The organism is Mycobacterium asiaticum, from assembly GCF_001673635.1.
GTDB lineage: Bacteria > Actinomycetota > Actinomycetes > Mycobacteriales > Mycobacteriaceae > Mycobacterium > Mycobacterium asiaticum_C.
The window spans coordinates 43,388-59,668 of sequence record NZ_LZMH01000040.1; the positions used below are offsets into that span (position 1 = coordinate 43,388).

At 65.0% G+C, this 16,281-nt stretch carries 12 protein-coding genes and 2 pseudogenes; 8 read left to right on the top strand and 6 right to left on the bottom strand.

Translation table 11 applies throughout. The annotated features are described in order from the left end of the window. The first annotated feature begins 78 nt into the window (after positions 1-78). A complete protein-coding gene (locus A5645_RS11720; RefSeq protein ID WP_065129602.1) occupies positions 79-1,539 on the top strand; it encodes a WS/DGAT/MGAT family O-acyltransferase in 1,461 nt (486 codons plus the stop codon). Here the strand turns inward: A5645_RS11720 and A5645_RS11725 are convergent, their stop codons facing one another. Beyond that, on the bottom strand, positions 1,540-2,550 hold the full coding sequence (locus A5645_RS11725) for an AraC family transcriptional regulator (protein ID WP_065129603.1): 1,011 nt from the start codon (positions 2,548-2,550) through the stop codon (positions 1,540-1,542). Between the two features lie 86 nt (positions 2,551-2,636). On the opposite strand from A5645_RS11725, the gene A5645_RS11730 reads away from it, so the two are divergent. From A5645_RS11730 to A5645_RS11740, 3 genes are all read left to right on the top strand, one after another. Further along, entirely contained in the window at positions 2,637-4,112 is a 1,476-nt protein-coding gene (locus A5645_RS11730) for a flavin-containing monooxygenase (RefSeq protein ID WP_065129604.1), read from the top strand. A gap of 60 nt (positions 4,113-4,172) precedes the next feature. Next, positions 4,173-4,949, top strand: a complete 777-nt coding sequence (locus A5645_RS11735; RefSeq protein WP_065038443.1) for an enoyl-CoA hydratase — start codon at positions 4,173-4,175, stop codon at positions 4,947-4,949. A gap of 84 nt (positions 4,950-5,033) precedes the next feature. Beyond that, a complete protein-coding gene (locus tag A5645_RS11740) occupies positions 5,034-6,686 on the top strand; it encodes a PE domain-containing protein (protein ID WP_065129605.1) in 1,653 nt (550 codons plus the stop codon). Positions 6,687-6,851: 165 nt separating this feature from the next. On the opposite strand, the pseudogene A5645_RS11745 reads toward A5645_RS11740, so the two are convergent. Then, a pseudogene (locus A5645_RS11745) lies at positions 6,852-7,700 on the bottom strand (alpha/beta fold hydrolase); the annotation flags it as partial. Between the two features lie 135 nt (positions 7,701-7,835). After that, positions 7,836-9,884 carry a serine/threonine-protein kinase gene (locus A5645_RS11750; protein WP_155767970.1) on the bottom strand — a complete coding sequence of 683 codons (2,049 nt, stop codon included), beginning with the start codon at positions 9,882-9,884 and terminating at the stop codon, positions 7,836-7,838. Between the two features lie 189 nt (positions 9,885-10,073). Here A5645_RS11750 and A5645_RS11755 point away from each other — a divergent pair, with 189 nt between their 5' ends. After that, positions 10,074-10,823, top strand: coding sequence for an SDR family NAD(P)-dependent oxidoreductase (locus A5645_RS11755; RefSeq protein WP_065129607.1), 750 nt, complete (start codon positions 10,074-10,076; stop codon positions 10,821-10,823). A 12-nt stretch (positions 10,824-10,835) separates the two neighbouring features. On the opposite strand, the gene A5645_RS11760 is transcribed toward A5645_RS11755, so the two are convergent. Continuing rightward, a complete protein-coding gene (locus A5645_RS11760) occupies positions 10,836-11,333 on the bottom strand; it encodes a nitroreductase/quinone reductase family protein (protein ID WP_065129608.1) in 498 nt (165 codons plus the stop codon). 291 nt (positions 11,334-11,624) lie between these two features. On the opposite strand from A5645_RS11760, the gene A5645_RS11765 reads away from it, so the two are divergent. After that, the gene (locus tag A5645_RS11765) at positions 11,625-12,884 is read left to right on the top strand and encodes a fatty acid desaturase family protein (RefSeq protein WP_065129609.1); all 1,260 of its coding nucleotides are present in this window, start codon (positions 11,625-11,627) and stop codon (positions 12,882-12,884) included. A 39-nt stretch (positions 12,885-12,923) separates the two neighbouring features. Here A5645_RS11765 and A5645_RS11770 read toward each other — a convergent pair whose 3' ends face one another. After that, positions 12,924-13,898, bottom strand: a complete 975-nt coding sequence (locus A5645_RS11770; protein ID WP_065129610.1) for an alpha/beta hydrolase — start codon at positions 13,896-13,898, stop codon at positions 12,924-12,926. 87 nt (positions 13,899-13,985) lie between these two features. Beyond that, positions 13,986-14,990, bottom strand: a pseudogene (locus A5645_RS11775) (serine/threonine-protein kinase); the annotation flags it as partial. 234 nt (positions 14,991-15,224) lie between these two features. On the opposite strand from A5645_RS11775, the gene A5645_RS11780 reads away from it, so the two are divergent. Beyond that, on the top strand, positions 15,225-15,548 hold the full coding sequence (locus A5645_RS11780) for a CDGP domain-containing protein (protein ID WP_065038437.1): 324 nt from the start codon (positions 15,225-15,227) through the stop codon (positions 15,546-15,548). Positions 15,549-15,722: 174 nt separating this feature from the next. Further along, positions 15,723-16,281: PE family protein (locus A5645_RS11785; RefSeq protein ID WP_065129611.1), on the top strand; the 559-nt coding region annotated here is incomplete at its 3' end.

Sequence of the window (16,281 nt, forward strand, 5' to 3'; positions counted from 1 at the left end):
GGGCCTTCGGTTTCGACTACGGTCACAAACTGGTGGGTTGTTTCGGTGAGTGCGCGACAGGGATAGAAGGAGTAGGCCATGGGCAAGACCGCCCGGCGGCTCGGTCCGCAAGACATGTTCTTCCTCTACGCCGAGACGTCCAGCACGATGATGCATGTCGGTGGCCTGATGCCCTTCACGCCGCCGCCCGACGCACCGAAGGACTTCTTGCGCCAGCTCGTCGACGAGAGCAAGGCCAGCACGGTCGTGGATCCGTGGAATCTCAAGTTGAGCCAGCCGGACCTGTTGTTCAGCCCGATCCAGTCGTGGGTCTACGACGACAACTTCGATCTGGACTACCATGTGCGGCGCTCGGCGCTGGCCAGCCCGGGAGATGAGCGCGAACTCGGAATCCTGGTGTCCCGCTTGCACAGTAACGCTCTGGACCTGCGCCGTCCGCCGTGGGAGATGCACTTCATCGAAGGCCTCGAAGGCGGCCGTTTCGCTCTCTACGTCAAGATGCATCACGCTCTGGTCGACGGCTACACCGGGCAGAAGATGCTGGCGCGCAGTCTGTCCACCGACCCGCACGACACCACCCATCCGCTGTTCTTCAACATTCCCACGCCCGGGCGGGTCTCGGCGACCAAGGAGGAATCCGGCGGCGGCATTGCCGGAAGTCTGCTAGGCAGCGTGGGCAGCGTGGTGAACAACCTCGGTGGTGTGGTCAGCGGGGTGGGCAGTGCGATGGGCTCAGTGGCCGGCGCCGGCCGGTCCACCCTGGACCTGACCAAAGCCATCATCAACACCCAGCTGCGAAGCGACAACGAATACCGCAACCTGATCGGCTCGGTGCAGGCGCCGCGGTCGATCCTGAACACCCGCATCAGCCGAAACCGCCGCTTCGCGACCCAGCAGTACGAGTTGGACCGGCTGAAAAAGATTGGGGCGGCCCATGATGCGACCGTCAACGATGTCGCGCTGACGATCGTCGGGGGCAGTCTGCGGCGGTTCCTCGACGAGCTCGGCGAGCTGCCCGACAAGTCACTGATCGCGATGCTGCCGGTCAACGTGCGTCCCAAGGACGACGAGGGTGGCGGCAATGCCGTGGCCACGATCCTGGCGACGTTGGGCACCGACGTCGCCGACCCGATCGAACGCCTACGCGCCGTCACCACCACCACCCGAATCGCGAAAGCCGAACTGGCGAAAATGAATCGGGAAGCGATCCTGGCGTACACCGCGGCGCTGATGGCGCCGTTCGGGATGCAGCTGGCGAGCACCCTCACCGGGGTGAAGACGCCGTGGCCCTATACGTTCAACCTTTGCGTCAGCAATGTGCCTGGTCCCCAGGACGTGCTTTACCTGCGGGGCAGTCGGATGGAGGCCTCGTTCCCCGTCTCGCTGGTGGCGCACAGTCAGGCGCTCAACGTCACGCTGCAGAGTTATGCCAGCACCCTGAATTTCGGGTTCATCGGTTGTCGAGACACGCTGCCGCACCTGCAAAGGCTGGCGGTCTACACCGGGGAAGCGCTCGACGAATTGGAGGACGCGGGTTGATTATTCAGCCCCGCCGGCCCACTCCTGCCGGCACTCTCGCGGCGTCTTGTCGAACCAACGCCGGCAGGAACGGTTGAGCGCGCTCTGCTCGGTATAGCCGAGCAGGCTCGCAATCTGACCCAGCCGCAACCGGGGCTCGGCAAGATATTGCGCCGCCAGGGTGCGACGTTCCCGGTCGATGACGTCCTGACAGCTCGTGCCTTCCGTTGCCAACCGCCGCTGCAGTGTTCGCGGATGCACGGCCAACCTGTCGGCAATGACCTCACCGCTGCAATGCCCGAGGGGCAGCAACCGACGGACCAACTCGGCCACCCGATCCGACAGCGGTGCCGTGCTCGGCAGGCATGTCGCCTCCAGATACTTGATGGCTATGCGCCTGGCCTCAGGATCGGCGTGGTTGATGCGTTGCTGCAGCACGTAACTGGGAAGCTCTACCCCGCACCAGGATTGGCCGAAGCGCACCGGGCAGCCCAGCGCTTCGCGGTAGGCCGCGTCGGAGCCGAATTGGTCATAAACGAATGAGACCGTGATCGGAGTGTGCGGTCCGGCCAGGATGCGGTTCGTCCGCACCATCAAACCCACGCTCATCTCATACGCCTGCAACGAGTACGGCAGACCGGGTTCAACCTGCTCCACAATCATCCGGACTTCGGTCTCGGTGGGACGGGCCGAGGTGATTCTGACCCCGGCGGTATGCGCATAGCTATAGCGCGCGCTGGTTTGCATGGCTTCCAGAACCGTGTCGCAGTTCCGCAGGATCACTGCCACGGGCCCGACGGCGTCCAGACCCCTTATGCGAGAGAGGCGAAGCCCGAAATCCGGGCACTTCAGTTCCTCAGCGGTCGTTTCGATCATGCGCGCGAACGCCGGCGTAGGGATGAACGCGTCTTCCTCTTCCTCAATCCCGACCGGGATGTGGAATCGCGAGAGATAGCTGAGCGGGTCACCGCCCAGCTCTCGGACCAGGTCGGGATAGCCCCGCATGGCGGTCGCACGAACCAGGCTGCTCATGTATCACCTCCCGGTGTCGGGAAATGATAAAGAAGTGTCGGAACGTGTCAAGACCGTCGGTCTCGGCGGCGCTCATCCTGAATGCTATGACCACACAGCACTTCGACGTTCTGATCATCGGTGCCGGACTGTCCGGTATCGGGACGGCATGTCACTTGACGACGCGCCAACCCGGCCGGTCGATCGCGATCCTGGAGCGACGCGAGCGGATCGGTGGCACGTGGGACTTGTTTCGCTACCCGGGAATCCGCTCTGACGCGGACATGCTCACCATGGCCTACGAATTTCGGCCCTGGCGGAATCCGCAGGTGCTGGCGTCGGGCGAAGCCATTCGGCAGTACATCGCCGAAACGGCGGCTGCCTACGGCGTCGACGAGAAGATTCATTACGGGTTGAGGATCGTTGCCGCGCACTGGTCCTCGACGGATGGCCGGTGGACGTTGACCGCGCACCGCGAAACGACCGGCGAGACCTGCAGGTACAGCTGCCGCTACCTGATCGCATGCACTGGCTACTACGACCATGACACCGGTTACCTGCCCGCGCTGCCGGGCTCGAACCGGTTCTCGGGTCCCATCGTGCACCCGCAGCACTGGCCCGAGGATTTGGAGTACGCCGGCAAGAACATCATCGTGATCGGCAGCGGTGCGACGGCAGTCACGCTGGTACCGGCGCTTGCCGGTAGCGCCGCCCACGTCACCATGCTGCAGCGTTCACCCGCCTACGTCCTATCGCTGCCCTCGGTCGACAAGATTTCGCAGTGGCTGGCGAGATTTGTTCGCCCCGAACGGGTTTATGCCCTGGCCCGCAGGCGCAACATCGTTCTGCTGCGCCGGGTCTATTCGGCATGCCGGCGTTGGCCGCACCTGAGTAGACGTCTCTTGCTGTTGTTGGTGCAACACCAGCTCGGACCCGGCTTCGACATGCGTCATTTCACGCCGCGATACCAGCCATGGGACGAGCGCATGTGCATGGCCCCCGACGGTGATCTGTTCAAGACGCTCACCTCCGGCGCCGCATCGATCGTTACCGATGAGATCGAATCCATCACTGCCACAGGTATTTTGACTAAATCAGGACGGGAGATCCCGGCCGACATCATCGTCACGGCGACCGGTCTGAGCCTGCAGATGCTGGGAGGTATGCAACTGTCGGTAAACGAGCGACCTGTCAACCTCTATGACCGAATGGTCTACAAGGCGGTCTTGATCCAGGACCTCCCGAATTTTGCTTGGCTGATGGGCTATACCAATGCACCGTGGACGCTGAAGTCCGACATTGCCGGCGCGTACGTGGCCCGGCTACTCGGCCACATGGATCTGAACGGCTATGCGGTGGTGACTCCGCGCGACCTGCACGGCTGTAAGACCGACATCGGCGTGATGGACACCTTGAAATCCGGGTACATTGCGCGCGCGAAAAACATATTGCCGCGGCAGGGTTCGAAGTTGCCGTGGCAGACGTTGAATCATTACGAGAAGGATTGCCAGCTGCTGCTCGAGGACCCGATCGAGGACGGCGTACTCGAATTCAGCAGGGTGCCCGCCGAGGCGGTCGCGTAGCGGGGCAGCCGAATCCTATGCTCGGGTGTCCACCATCGGAGTCGAGCCGAAAACGAGCGCATGGACACAATCGAAAGCCGTTTTGTCCGATCCACCCGCCAGGACGGCCGGGTGACCATCGAGCTGACCGCTGCCGGTCCGCTGAACATCATCGGCAGCGAGGCGATCTCGGCTCTGACCGACGCATTCCGTGCCATCGGGGCGGATACCGATGCGCGGGTCGTGGTATTCCGCGGTGCGGGGGAGAAGGCTTTCATCGGCGGTGCCGACATCCACGAAATGGTCACCCTTGATCAGTCCACCGCCGAGGTGTTCATCCGCCGGTTGGCGGGGTTGTGCGAGGCGATCCGCGACTGTCCCCTTCCCGTCATCGCCCGACTCGCCGGGTGGTGCCTCGGCGGCGGCCTGGAAGTCGCGATGTGCTGCGACCTGCGCATCGCGGAATCCGGCGCCAGGTTCGGCATGCCGGAAGTGGCCGTCGGGATCCCGTCGGTGATCCATGCGGCGCTGATGCCCGCGCTGATCGGCGCGTCCCACTCGGCCTGGCTGCTGATGACCGGCGAAACCATCGACGCCCGGACGGCCGCCGATTGGGGCTTGGTGCACGAAGTGCTGGCACCGGAAATGCTGGATATCCGCATTGCCGAGTTGACCGCGAAACTCGCCGGCTTCGGCCCGCATGCGGTGCGGCAACAAAAACGTCTGCTGAATAAGTGGTTCGACATGACGATTCACGGGGCGATCGAAGACAGCGTCGAACAATTCGGCCGTTCGTTTTTGACCGGCGAGCCGCAGCAGCACATGCAGGCGTTTCTGTCCCGCAAGCGTCAAAAATAGGGCCACATTTTTCTTTCGATTCAGCCATCTATTGCTGGCTCAAGGCCCATGATGTCTCTACGCGACAGCACTGGGGGTATGGCTATGTCTTTTGTGCTCTTGGCGCCGGACATTTTCGAGACGGCGGCAGCGAATGCGGCGCAGATCGGCTCGGCCGTGCTGACCGGCAATCTCGCCGCGCTGGCCCCGACTACCGCCCTGGCGGCGGCCGGCGCCGACGAGGTGTCGGCGGCACTCGCGGCGCTGTTCGGCAACTACGCCGACGAGTACCAAGCGGCCGCGGCGCAGGCGGCGACATACCACGAGCAATTCGTGGCCACGCTGAGCGCGTCCGCAGTTTCGTACGCAAACACCGAGGCGGCTATCGTCGCCTCGATCCAGGGCGCGGCGGCCACCCTGGACACCTCCCTTGCCAACGGGTTCCAAACCTTCGTCTACGGTCCAGTCCACACCGCCGGCAACGCCTGGATCGGCAGCCCATACGGTCAGGCGCTCGATCCGATCATCAATGGCCCGACCACAATGCTGTTCGGGCGTGCGCTGATCGGCCACGGAGCCCCCGGCACGGCGGCGAACCCCAACGGCGGTGCAGGCGGTTTGCTGTTCGGTGACGGCGGCGCCGGTTACAGCGCGACCGCCGGCATGACGCCCGGCGGCAACGGCGGCAACGCCGGACTCATCGGCAACGGCGGCCCTGGCGGCGCCGGCTTCGGCGGCGGCACCGGCGGTATCGGTGGCGCCGGTGGCTGGCTGATGGGCAACGGCGGCATCGGCGGCGGCCCCGGTGGTGCCGGTGGCCAGGCGCTGTTGTTCGGCAACGGCGGCCTCGGTGGGCCCGGCGCTCCGGATGGACGCGGAGGGTTGTTCATCGGCACGGGCGGAACCGCCGCGGTGGTGGGCAGTCAACAACCGGTCGTCATCGATTTCGTGCGGCACGGTCAGACCTTTGCCAACCTCGACGGCTGGATCGACACCGCCATACCCGGTGTTTCGCTTACGCCGCTCGGGCAGCAGGAGGCGGCGAACGTCGCCGCTCTGTTGGCGCCGGCGAACCAATACTCGGGGATCTTCGCGTCGCAGCTGCTGCGCACCCAGGAGACTGCTAACGCGTTGTTCGCGAACCCGCAGATCCTGCCCGGTCTCAACGAGATCAATGCCGGCTGGATGGAGGGCATGCCGCAGATCCCCATCGGCGTGCTGTATCTGGTGGGGCCCCTGGCATGGACGCTCGGATTCCCGCTCTTCCCGAATCTGGGGTTGGGTCCCGACATCAACGGGATCGTCTTCAATCGCAACTTCACCGCCGCGATGAACGCCATGTACGGCAACGCCATGGCGAACGGCGGCACCCCCGCGGTCGCATACTCGAGTGCGTTCACCATCGGTGTCGGCACGCTGATGAACGTCGACAACCCCAATCCTCTGCTGCTGCTCACCCACACGCTGCCGAACACCGGTCAGGTGGTGGTCACCGGCAGCCCGGGCGGCGGCTGGACCATGAACAGCTGGGACGGCATACCGATCGCCCCGGCGAACTTGCCGACGAAGTTGTTCGTCGACTTCCGCAACCTCATCACGGCGCCGCAATATGCGGCCTGGGACATTTTCGAATCGCTCTTCACCGGTGATCCGACGACGATCCTCAGCGAGATCCGCGATGGCGCCGAACAGGTCGGCGCGGCGACCTTCCAGTACCCGTTCGCGGTGACCCGCGACCTGGTCGACGCGGTCGCCTAACCGCGCTCAGCCGCAACGGTATTCGTCGACCGTCGGGACCGCTTGCAGGTGCCGGCGGGACCGGCGCCGACTGATGCGCTCGACAACCGCACGCGACCGCGGGCCCGACCCGGTGTGGGTCGAGGCCGACCAGTCGCTGAGCGAGACCGGCGCCGCCGCGGCCGGAGTCTCAATGTGCCGGCCGTCTGCTTCGATGAAGTCCTCGATCAGAGTGGCCACGGTCTCGGTTTGTTCCGCGTGCGGATGGTGTGCGGCACCGGGAATGATGTGTAGCCGGCTGTGCGGCATCTTCTCGTGTGCGGCGTAGGCGTGTGCAACCGGGATCACGGGGTCCCGGTCGCCGCTGATGATCAGCACCGGCACACTGGCGTTGAAGTGCAGCCGGTTCAAGGCGCAGACGTACTGACCCCGACGGTCCACGACCGCCCGCAGTGTCCGCAGCAGCGCCTGCCGGTTCTCCCGGTTCGCCAGCGCGGCGTGGGCTTCCCAGTGTTCGTGCAGCCGTAGGGCGTTCGGGTCGTCGGACTTCAGCGCGGAGAAGGCCCGGCGGGCTTTGATCGCCGGCTTCGAGGAGACGAGCCCCAGAACGAATTCGGAGCCCGGCAGCGACGCCAGGCGCAAGATGCGATTCACCTCGCCGCCGAGGCCGCCGCTGCTGATCAGGATCATCCGCTCGCAGTAGTCGCGGTGCTGGTGGGCGAACTGCATGGTGATTCCGCCGCCGAGGGAGTGGCCGATGATGGTCGCCCGGGAGATACCGAGGGCGTCCAGGAAGTCGCGGAGCAGGACGGCGAACGCGCCCAGCGAGTAGTCGCCGCGGGGCTTGTCGGATTGACCGTGCCCCAATAGATCCGGAGCGATGACGCGGTACTTCTTGGACAGGGTCGGGATGATCGACCGCCAGTGGTTCGAACTGCCGCCGATGCCGTGGATCAACAGCAGTACCTCACCGGCGCCTTCGTCGCGGTATGCGACGCGGTCGCCGTGCAATGTGATGGTTCGGAGGTTGCTCATTTTGGCCTGCTAGGTCACTTCGGTGTGAACGGTTAGTTCCTGGTGAAGTGAGTCTGTGGCGCGGGCCTTGCAACATTCTTGGGAGTTTCTAAAGGCATGCTTGGCGCCGTTTTCCGACGAGCGCCGAAGCGGCTTTCAGTCCCTGATCCGGGTGAAGACCTGGTCGTAGGGACCGCCCTTGCACGCGCTGCCCGTCGCATCCTCCATGCCGTGCCCGGAGATCGACGTGACGGGATCCTGCGCAGGCTTGGGCAGCGGGAACACACCCGTCATGCGGACATGACTGGTCCCGCCGGCCGGGCAGGGCACGTCCTCCTCCGAGTTCTCCGTCCACGCGTTGTTGGCGTAGATGAACAACTGGTGGTCAGAGAAATCGGTCAGCACAAAACGGCTCAGGCATCGGTCGCCGGCGCGCAGACAGAACGTGTCGACGCTGAAATCCTGATCGGCCAGCTTGGGTTGACCGGCCGCTGTGGTCACCCTCGAGCGGTAGAACCCGCGCAGTCCGAGCGCCGGGGACGCCACCCGGGCCGGCAAGCCGGCCGGGTCGGGCAGCCCGGCGATATCCGCGTCACCGGTTCGGGTGAACGTCACACTGCGCTTGCTGTAACACTCCACCGAGTCGTCGATCCACTCACCGGCCATGCTGCCGTCCGGGCGGGGCAGCAGATAGATCCAATGCCACTCCTCGATGTCGTGGTTGTTGCACCGCTCGGTGTCCAGCGTGACCGCGACCCAGCGCCCGTTGATGTCGTCGAACACCAGGCTGGTCGGGTGCTTGAAGGACCCGGAGCTCCGCGAACCGGTGGCCACGCAGCCCTTCGCGCCGCACATCGACCGCAACTTCCACGTCTCGTTCCCCGCCGGGTCCTGCCCTGGCTCCGGCTTCCCGTTCAGACCGATGCTCTGACCGAACGCGAGGGTGTAGGTGCCGGTGAGCGGGCCACTGTTGGCCAGCGGCGCGGTCGTGGGGCCGCCGCCACCGGGGCCGCTCTTGGTCAGCGCGAAGGCGGCGACCAGGCCGATGACCACGATCACCGCCGCGATGCTGCTGGCCAGGATGACCTTGCGGCGTTTGGGATCCGATTTGGCGGCCGGCTTCGCCGGCCTCGCCGGCTCGGCGGCAGGCCCGTGCGGGCTCGCCGGGGGCTCGGGGGGCGGCAGCGCGGTACTGGCGCGCGACGGGCCGGGCGGTGGCGCGTCAGAGCCGGCGCCGTATCGGCGGTACTGCGTCGGGTCGGTGTGTGATACGCCGCTGGGCGCAGCCGGGTAGTAGTTGCGCGGTGCGCCCGTCGGGAGCGCCACGGTCTGGGAGTCGTGCTGGGCCGGCTCTGCTCCGCGCGACCCGGTGTTATGCGTCGTCGTCGGTTGGGTGATGGCCGCGCGGGCCGCGGCGGCCAGCTCGGTCGGTGTGGAATAGCGCTGGTCCGGATTCTTGGCCATCCCGATCGCGATGACGCCGTCAAGCTGCACCGGCAGCCCCCGCCGAAGCGTAGACGGGCGCGGGGCCGGCAGCCCCAGATGGCCACCGATCTGCTGCTCGATGCTCCGGCCCGGGTACGGCTGGCTGCCCGTCAGGCATTCGTGGAAGACACAGGCCAGCGCGTACGTGTCGCTGCGCGGGTCATTCGCGCCGCTGCTCAACCGCTCCGGGGCCATGTAGGCCCAAGTCCCAATTACGCTGCCGGTACCCGTCATTCGCGTTTCCCCGGCCGCGCTGGCGATGCCGAAGTCGATCAGGTAAGCGAAGTCGTTCGGGGTGACCAGGATGTTGGAGGGCTTGACGTCACGGTGCACCAGGCCGATCCGGTGTGCGTCGTGCAGCGCCGAGGCGACCTGCTCGATGATCTTCACCGCACGCGCGGGATCCATTGGGCCTTCGGCGATGATGCTCTGCAGGTCACGGCCGTTGATCAGCCGCATGTCCACATAGAGGCGACCCTCGATCTCACCGAAGTGGTGGATCGGGACGACGTGTGGATCGTTGAGGCCCGCGGCGGCCAGCGCCTCCCGGCGGAACCGCTGCACGAATGCCGGATCGCCGGCCAGGTTCGGCGGCAGCACCTTCACCGCGACCACGCGCTGAGTTTCGATGTCGTACGCCCGCCATACCTCGCCCATGCCGCCGCGGCCCAGCAGTTCGAGCAGCCGGTAACGGCCGAACGGCGTCCCCTCTTCTTCCACGATCCTCCTGAAAAAACGTAGAAACCCCTCAGCCAACTGATTCAAGCCGGAAAGTCAACGTGCGCGAACAGATCTCGAGAACTCAAAGAAATGTCATATATTGCGCACACGTAGCCCAGACGTCGGTAACAGTTGCTGTAATGGAAACGCCGGTATCGGCCGGTCGACCGACGAATCGAGGTCCGCGTAATGAACACGGTGAGCTTCGACTTCACCGGTGCGAACGTATTGGTCACCGGCGGCACGCGCGGCATCGGGTATGCGATCGCGTCTGATTTTGCAGCAGCGGGAGCCACGGTCACGATCACCGGCACACGGGCATCGGCGAACGACTATTCCGGTGCCGACCTCAGCGGCTTCACATATGCGCAATGCCAACTGTCGGAACACGATTCGATCGATGCCCTCGCTGCCTCGCTCGGCAGCCTCGACGTCCTCATCAACAACGGGGGCGCGCCCTACGCCGGTCATAGGGACGAATGGGATCCCGATGGATTCGCCGGATCGGTAGCGGTCAACATGTTCGCTCACATGCGGTTGAACATGGCCTGTCACGAACGGCTGAAGGCGAGCAGCATGACCGGCGGAAGCAGCGTTGTCACCATCGCCTCCATGTCGGCGTTCGTGTCCGCTGTCGCGGTTCCCGCCTACAGCTCAGCAAAGGCCGGAATGGTCGCCTTCACCAAGAACCTTGCCCGGCGCTGGGTGGACGACGGTATCCGGGTGAACGCGGTGGCGCCCGGGCTGATCCAAACCCGCATGACCAGACCGATGACGGGCATCCCGGAACTGCTCGACCCCGAGATACGGCACATCCCGATGGCTCGTATGGGATTGCCTGAAGAGATTTCCCCGGCGGTGCTGTTCCTGTGCAGCGCCGCGGCCTCCTACGTCACCGGCACCACCCTCGCAGTCGACGGCGGCTACCTCACCGTCTAGCAGTAGCGATCCTCAGCCAGGTCCCGGCGTGAACACGTCGATCGACCGCACCGTCCGCAACATCACCAGCGGGATGTGCCGGCTCGTCGACCGCTGATAGGCGACGTACGGCGGGTACAGGTGGCACATGTACTCCCACACGTCGTGACGCTCGGTGGCTTCGGGCTCCCGCCAGGTGGCCTCGAACGCCTGAGTGGCGATCTGCACCCCGATGGTCTTGCCGGCCACGATGTTGAGGTACCACTCGGGGTTCGTGTCGGCGCCCCCCTTGGACGCGACGATGACGACCTCACCGCCGACGTTGCCGTAGATGAGGGGCTTGATGTACGTCTTGCCGGACTTGCGGCCCGTGTACCTGATCAGGCAGTGCGTCGTCAGTTCGCGACCGCCCAGGTCGCTGAGATCGACGATATGGCCTTGAGTGCCGCCGGAGTTCAGGTACGTCGCCAGGTGGTGCTGCATCCAGTTGGCGCGCTGCGCACGAATCGCAGCGGCGTCGGCGTCCCCCATCAAATTGCTCCCCTCCGGCGGCGGTCAGATGTATTGACCCATTCTTATGAGATTGCCCCCTCCCGTGCGCCGGCTTCGGAAGAATCCGCGACAACCTTGACCATGGGCGCTGTGTCGATGACAGCGACAAGGTCGGGATCTCCCTGCTCAGGGGCTCGCCGCGCGGATCCGAGAGGTGCGCCGCCCCGCTCGGGTACTGTCAAGAGGACTCGGCACACCTGAAGGGCCGTGCCCATTGCGTGCTCTCCGTCGAAGACGATGGCGCCGCTTGCAAAGCGAGGACATCATCTGATGGCGATTACCGATATCGCACAGTACGCGCATCTGAGCCCAGCCGATATCGAGGCGCTCGGGGCAGAACTGGATCAAATCCGCCAGGACATCGAGATGTCGCGCGGCGAACGCGACGCGGCATATATTCACCGCACCATTGCGTTCCAGAGAGCGCTCGAGGTGGCGTCGCGCTTGATACTCGGCATCAGCCGCTCCCGAGCGGGTTGGGTTATCGGCGCGGCGTCTCTGGCCTTCGCTAAATGTGTGGAGAACATGGAGATCGGCCACAATGTCGGCCACGGCCAGTGGGATTGGATGAGAAACCCCAAGATTCACTCCAGTACTTGGGAGTGGGACATGGCGGGCGTATCGGCGCAGTGGAGGTATTCCCACAACTATCGCCACCACGTATTCACCAACGTCCTGGACATGGACGACGACCTGGGCTTCGGGTTCATGCGGGTAACCCGTGATCAGCCGTGGGAAGGTCGTCATCTGCTCCAGCCGCTGCGAAACATCTTGTTGGCCATTACGTTTGAATGGGGTGTCGCTTTGCACGGCCTGCGCGCAGCACGTACTGCGCCGCGGGCCGTCGCCGGAGCGCCGGACGCCAAGAATGCCTTGCTGATAAAGAGTGCGCGCCAGCTCGTCAAGGACTTTGTTGTGTTCCCAGCGCTGTGCGGAGCGCGGTGGCCTCGGATCCTCGCCGCAAACGCAACCGCGAATCTGTTGCGCAACCTGTGGGCATACATGGTGATCTTCTGCGGACACTTCCCCGACGGCGCGGAGAAGTTCGACGCCGTCGTCCTAGCGGGCGAAAGCAGAGCTGACTGGTACCTACGTCAGATGCTCGGTACGGCGAACTTCGATGCCGGCCCAATGTTGGCCTTTGCCAGCGGCAATCTCTGCTACCAGATAGAACACCACCTGTTTCCCGATTTGCCCAGTAACCGCTACGCCGAGATCGCCGAGCGCGTACAGGCGTTGTGCAATAAGTACGACCTGCCCTACACAAGCGGACCGCTGGCTCGCCAACTCTTTTTGACGACCCGCACCATTCACAAATTGGCCTTACCCGACAGGTTTATGAAGGCGACGTCCGATGACGCGCCGGAAACCGCATCGGAACGGAGATTCCTGACTGCTCCGATGCGGCCGGTCCCGGCTGACGCCCACGCGTCCCTGTCGGGTCGAATCGGTTTGCGTACGGCTTTACGCCAGCGGGTGACCATGAGACGCAGACAGGCCAAGGGGTCGTGGGAGCCGATGATCCGCTGATGTGCGGCGCTGGTGGTTTCGCGCCGGCACAGGCACCGATCAGCCGGGTTGTGCGCAGAAGTAGGTGTCGAGTGCATACCGGAACCAGCGGTTGCGGTACTGGATTGCCCGCTGGCTGATTTCCACCTTGCCGGCGAAGCCTTCGAAGCCGTGATAGCAGCCGGGGAAGACCCGGAACTCGGTGGGAACCTGCGCCGCCTTCAGCCCTTCCATGTAGGCGATCGTCTCGTCGCGGAACGTGTCGATGTCACCGACGAAGGTGAATGTCGGCGGCAACCCGCGGAAGTCGGTGGCGCGGGCCGGTGCGGCGTAGGCCGGAACATGTTCTGTGCCATACAAATCACCGAGATACATCTGCCACGCCGCCTTGTTCGTCGCCGCGTCCCACACCGGTGCGTCGTTGTGTTGTGCGAACGGTGTGCCGGCGCGGTCATCGATCATGGGATACAGCGGCATCTGAAATGCGATACCCACTTCGCCTTTGTCTCGCGCGTACAGCGTCACTGCTGCGGTCAATCCGCCGCCGGCGCTGCCCCCGAATACGGCCAGTTGGTCGCTGCGCACCCCCAGGCGTTCGGCGTTGTCCCGCAACCAGATCAACGCGGCGTAGCAGTCTTCCAGGGCCGCCGGGTAGGGGGCTTCGGTACTGAGCCGGTAGTCCGGTGACACGACCACGCAGTCGCTCTGCTCGATCAGCGCTCGGCAGCCCACCGCCTCCAGGTCGGGCGAGCCAAGCGCGTAGCCGCCGCCGTGCAGGTACAGCACACCGGCGACGCCCCGTTGCGGCTCGAGCGGGGTGTACACCACGACGCGCAGCCGGGACCCGTCGGCGCGCGGGATCCACTCAATCTGACGTTGTATCCCGGAGACCGCGCGGCGCTGGGCGTATCGCCCGATGGCGCCTTCGATGCGGCGCATGCGCCGCAGCCTACGTTCGTCCTGGTTGGCCATCAGCACCCGGAACAGCCTTGCCCGCCTACGCAATTGCGGGTCGATCACGTTGGTGTACGGCATCTATTCAGCAGTCGCCTACTTGGCCGACGGCCTTGCCCGCGCCTCGTCCGATTGCTCCGGTGGTCACAGGAAATGGACTACCAACAGGACCACCGCAAAGATACTTACGGTCAGCAGCAGCGCGACCGTGATCCTCCATTGCGTTCTCGTGGGTTCGTCGGGCACGAGCGCCGGCCGTTCTGGGCGCTTGCGCTTTGCCGCCGGAATGGCGGCCGCGGTTGCGTCAGTGGCGCCCGTTGCCTCAGCCACGGTTCCGAGTAATTCGGCGAGCTCGTCAGCGAACTGGACGCAGGTGTCGTAACGGTCCGCCGGCGACTTTGCCAGAGCCTTGCAAAAAACGGGGCCTAAATCCGTCAAGTCAGGACGCCGGGTTCCGATCGCCGGGGGTGGGGTGCTCAGTTGATTACTGATAACGACGGCGGGATTGGAATGCTGAAATAGCAATGTGCCGGTGAGCATATGAAAGGCTGTGGCAGCCAACGCGTATTGGTCCGCGCGACCGTCGACGTGCTCACCCAGTAATTGCTCGGGCGCGGCGTACGCGACGGTCCCGACCGTCATGTTCGTGGCCGTGAGCTTAGTCGTATCATCATCGACCCAGCGAGCAATGCCGAAGTCCGCCAGAAGGATTCGCTCGTTCGGTCCGTCGAGGTGGGCAAGCAGGATGTTGGAAGGTTTGACGTCACGATGCAAGAGATGTTTCTCGTGCGCGCAGTCCAATGCGCCGGCAATCGCTCGGATGATCCGTACCACCAAGTCCGGCGGCATCCCATTGGGATACCGCTGTTCCAGCATTGAAGCAGCGTCGGTTCCCTCGACGTAGTCCATCGAGATCCACAACCGGCCGTCCAATTCGCCGCGGTCGTGCACTTCGACGATGTGCGGGTGCCACAGCGTCGCGGCGATATCGGCTTCGCGGTTGAACCGCTGCCGATACTCTTCGTTGACGGTCAAAGCGGCCGGCAAAACCTTCAGTGCGTCCCGGCGCGGCAGCCTCGGGTGCTGCGCCAGGTAGACGATGCCCATTCCGCCTTCGCCGAGTTTCCGCAACACGGTGTAGCCGGCGTAAACCTGGCCATCAGCTAATGGCATATGCGAATCTTACAAGCCTGGACTCGCCATGGAAACGCCCTCGACCAGCAGTTTGGACGCGCAGGCGGCTCGGGGCAGGCGAGCTACGAGAAGACGTTTGGCGACGGGCGTGCAGACGCTGACTTGGCCGGAATCCAGCTGCCTGGCTCAGATCGGCACAGACCGGGTCGACGAACGAGGGCCACACAGCGCCGTCCCGATGCAATGATTGCTGAAGTAGGCCGAGGAGGCGCAATGAGTGCATTCACAATCACGTCCCCGCGTGGGATAGCCGCCTTCGTTGCCGGCCTGGGCGCCGCACTGATGGGCGCTGGACTGATCGCCGCGGCGCCACCGGCCAGCGCCGGCTGTGTCTACCCCGGGTGGGGTGTCATCAGCAAGTGCGACGGGCCCATCCAGCCCGACGGCACCTGGGAACGTTGCGTCGCGGTGCAGACGTGGGTGCCGCACGGCGCCAGTTCGTATCAGGTGCCGGTGAAGCACTGTGACTCGATGGGAGCCGATCAGCGCCCGGCGGATCCAGCCGTCGCCGACCCACCGGTGCACATCGACGACTGAGCGGTTTTATCGGAACCGTTAATTCATTGCATCTGAGCGGGTTTCGGGCAAATCGGCAGTTTCGCAGCCCGCACGGCGATATGATTCTTTCCTGCCCAAGGGTCGTCGACGACCCGGGGGCATCTCCCGGGGTCGTCCTGGCTTATTGGGTCATGACCCGCTGGGAGGTGCCCAATGACTTTTGTAATCGCGCTGCCGGAATTCATGGCCGCGGCGGCCAGTGATCTGTCGGGTATCGGTTCGACGATCGGCGCGGCCAACGCCGCGGCCGCGGGCAACATCGAGGCGGTACTGGCTGCGGGCGCTGATGAGGTGTCGGCGGCCGTGGCGGCGGTGTTCGGTGCGCACGGCCAGGCCTATCGGGCGGTGAGCGCGCAGGCCGCGGTGTTCCATGACCAGTTTGTGCGGGCCCTGACCGCGGGTGCGGGGTCCTATGCCGGCGCCGAGGCCGCCAGCGCCGCTTCGATAACCAGTCCGCTGCTCAACGCGATCAACGCGCCCTTCCTGGCGCTCACCGGGCGCCCGCTGATCGGCAACGGCGCCAACGCGGCGGCGGGGTCCGGTGCCGCGGGCGGAGCCGGCGGTTGGTTGTACGGCGATGGCGGAGCGGGCGGGTCCGGCACGGTTGGCGGTGCCGGGGGCGCCGCCGGGCTGTTCGGTAACGGCGGCGCCGGCGGCGCAGCTCTCGTCGGCGGCGGGGCCGGCATAGGACCCCGCACCCGCGGTCAGGGCC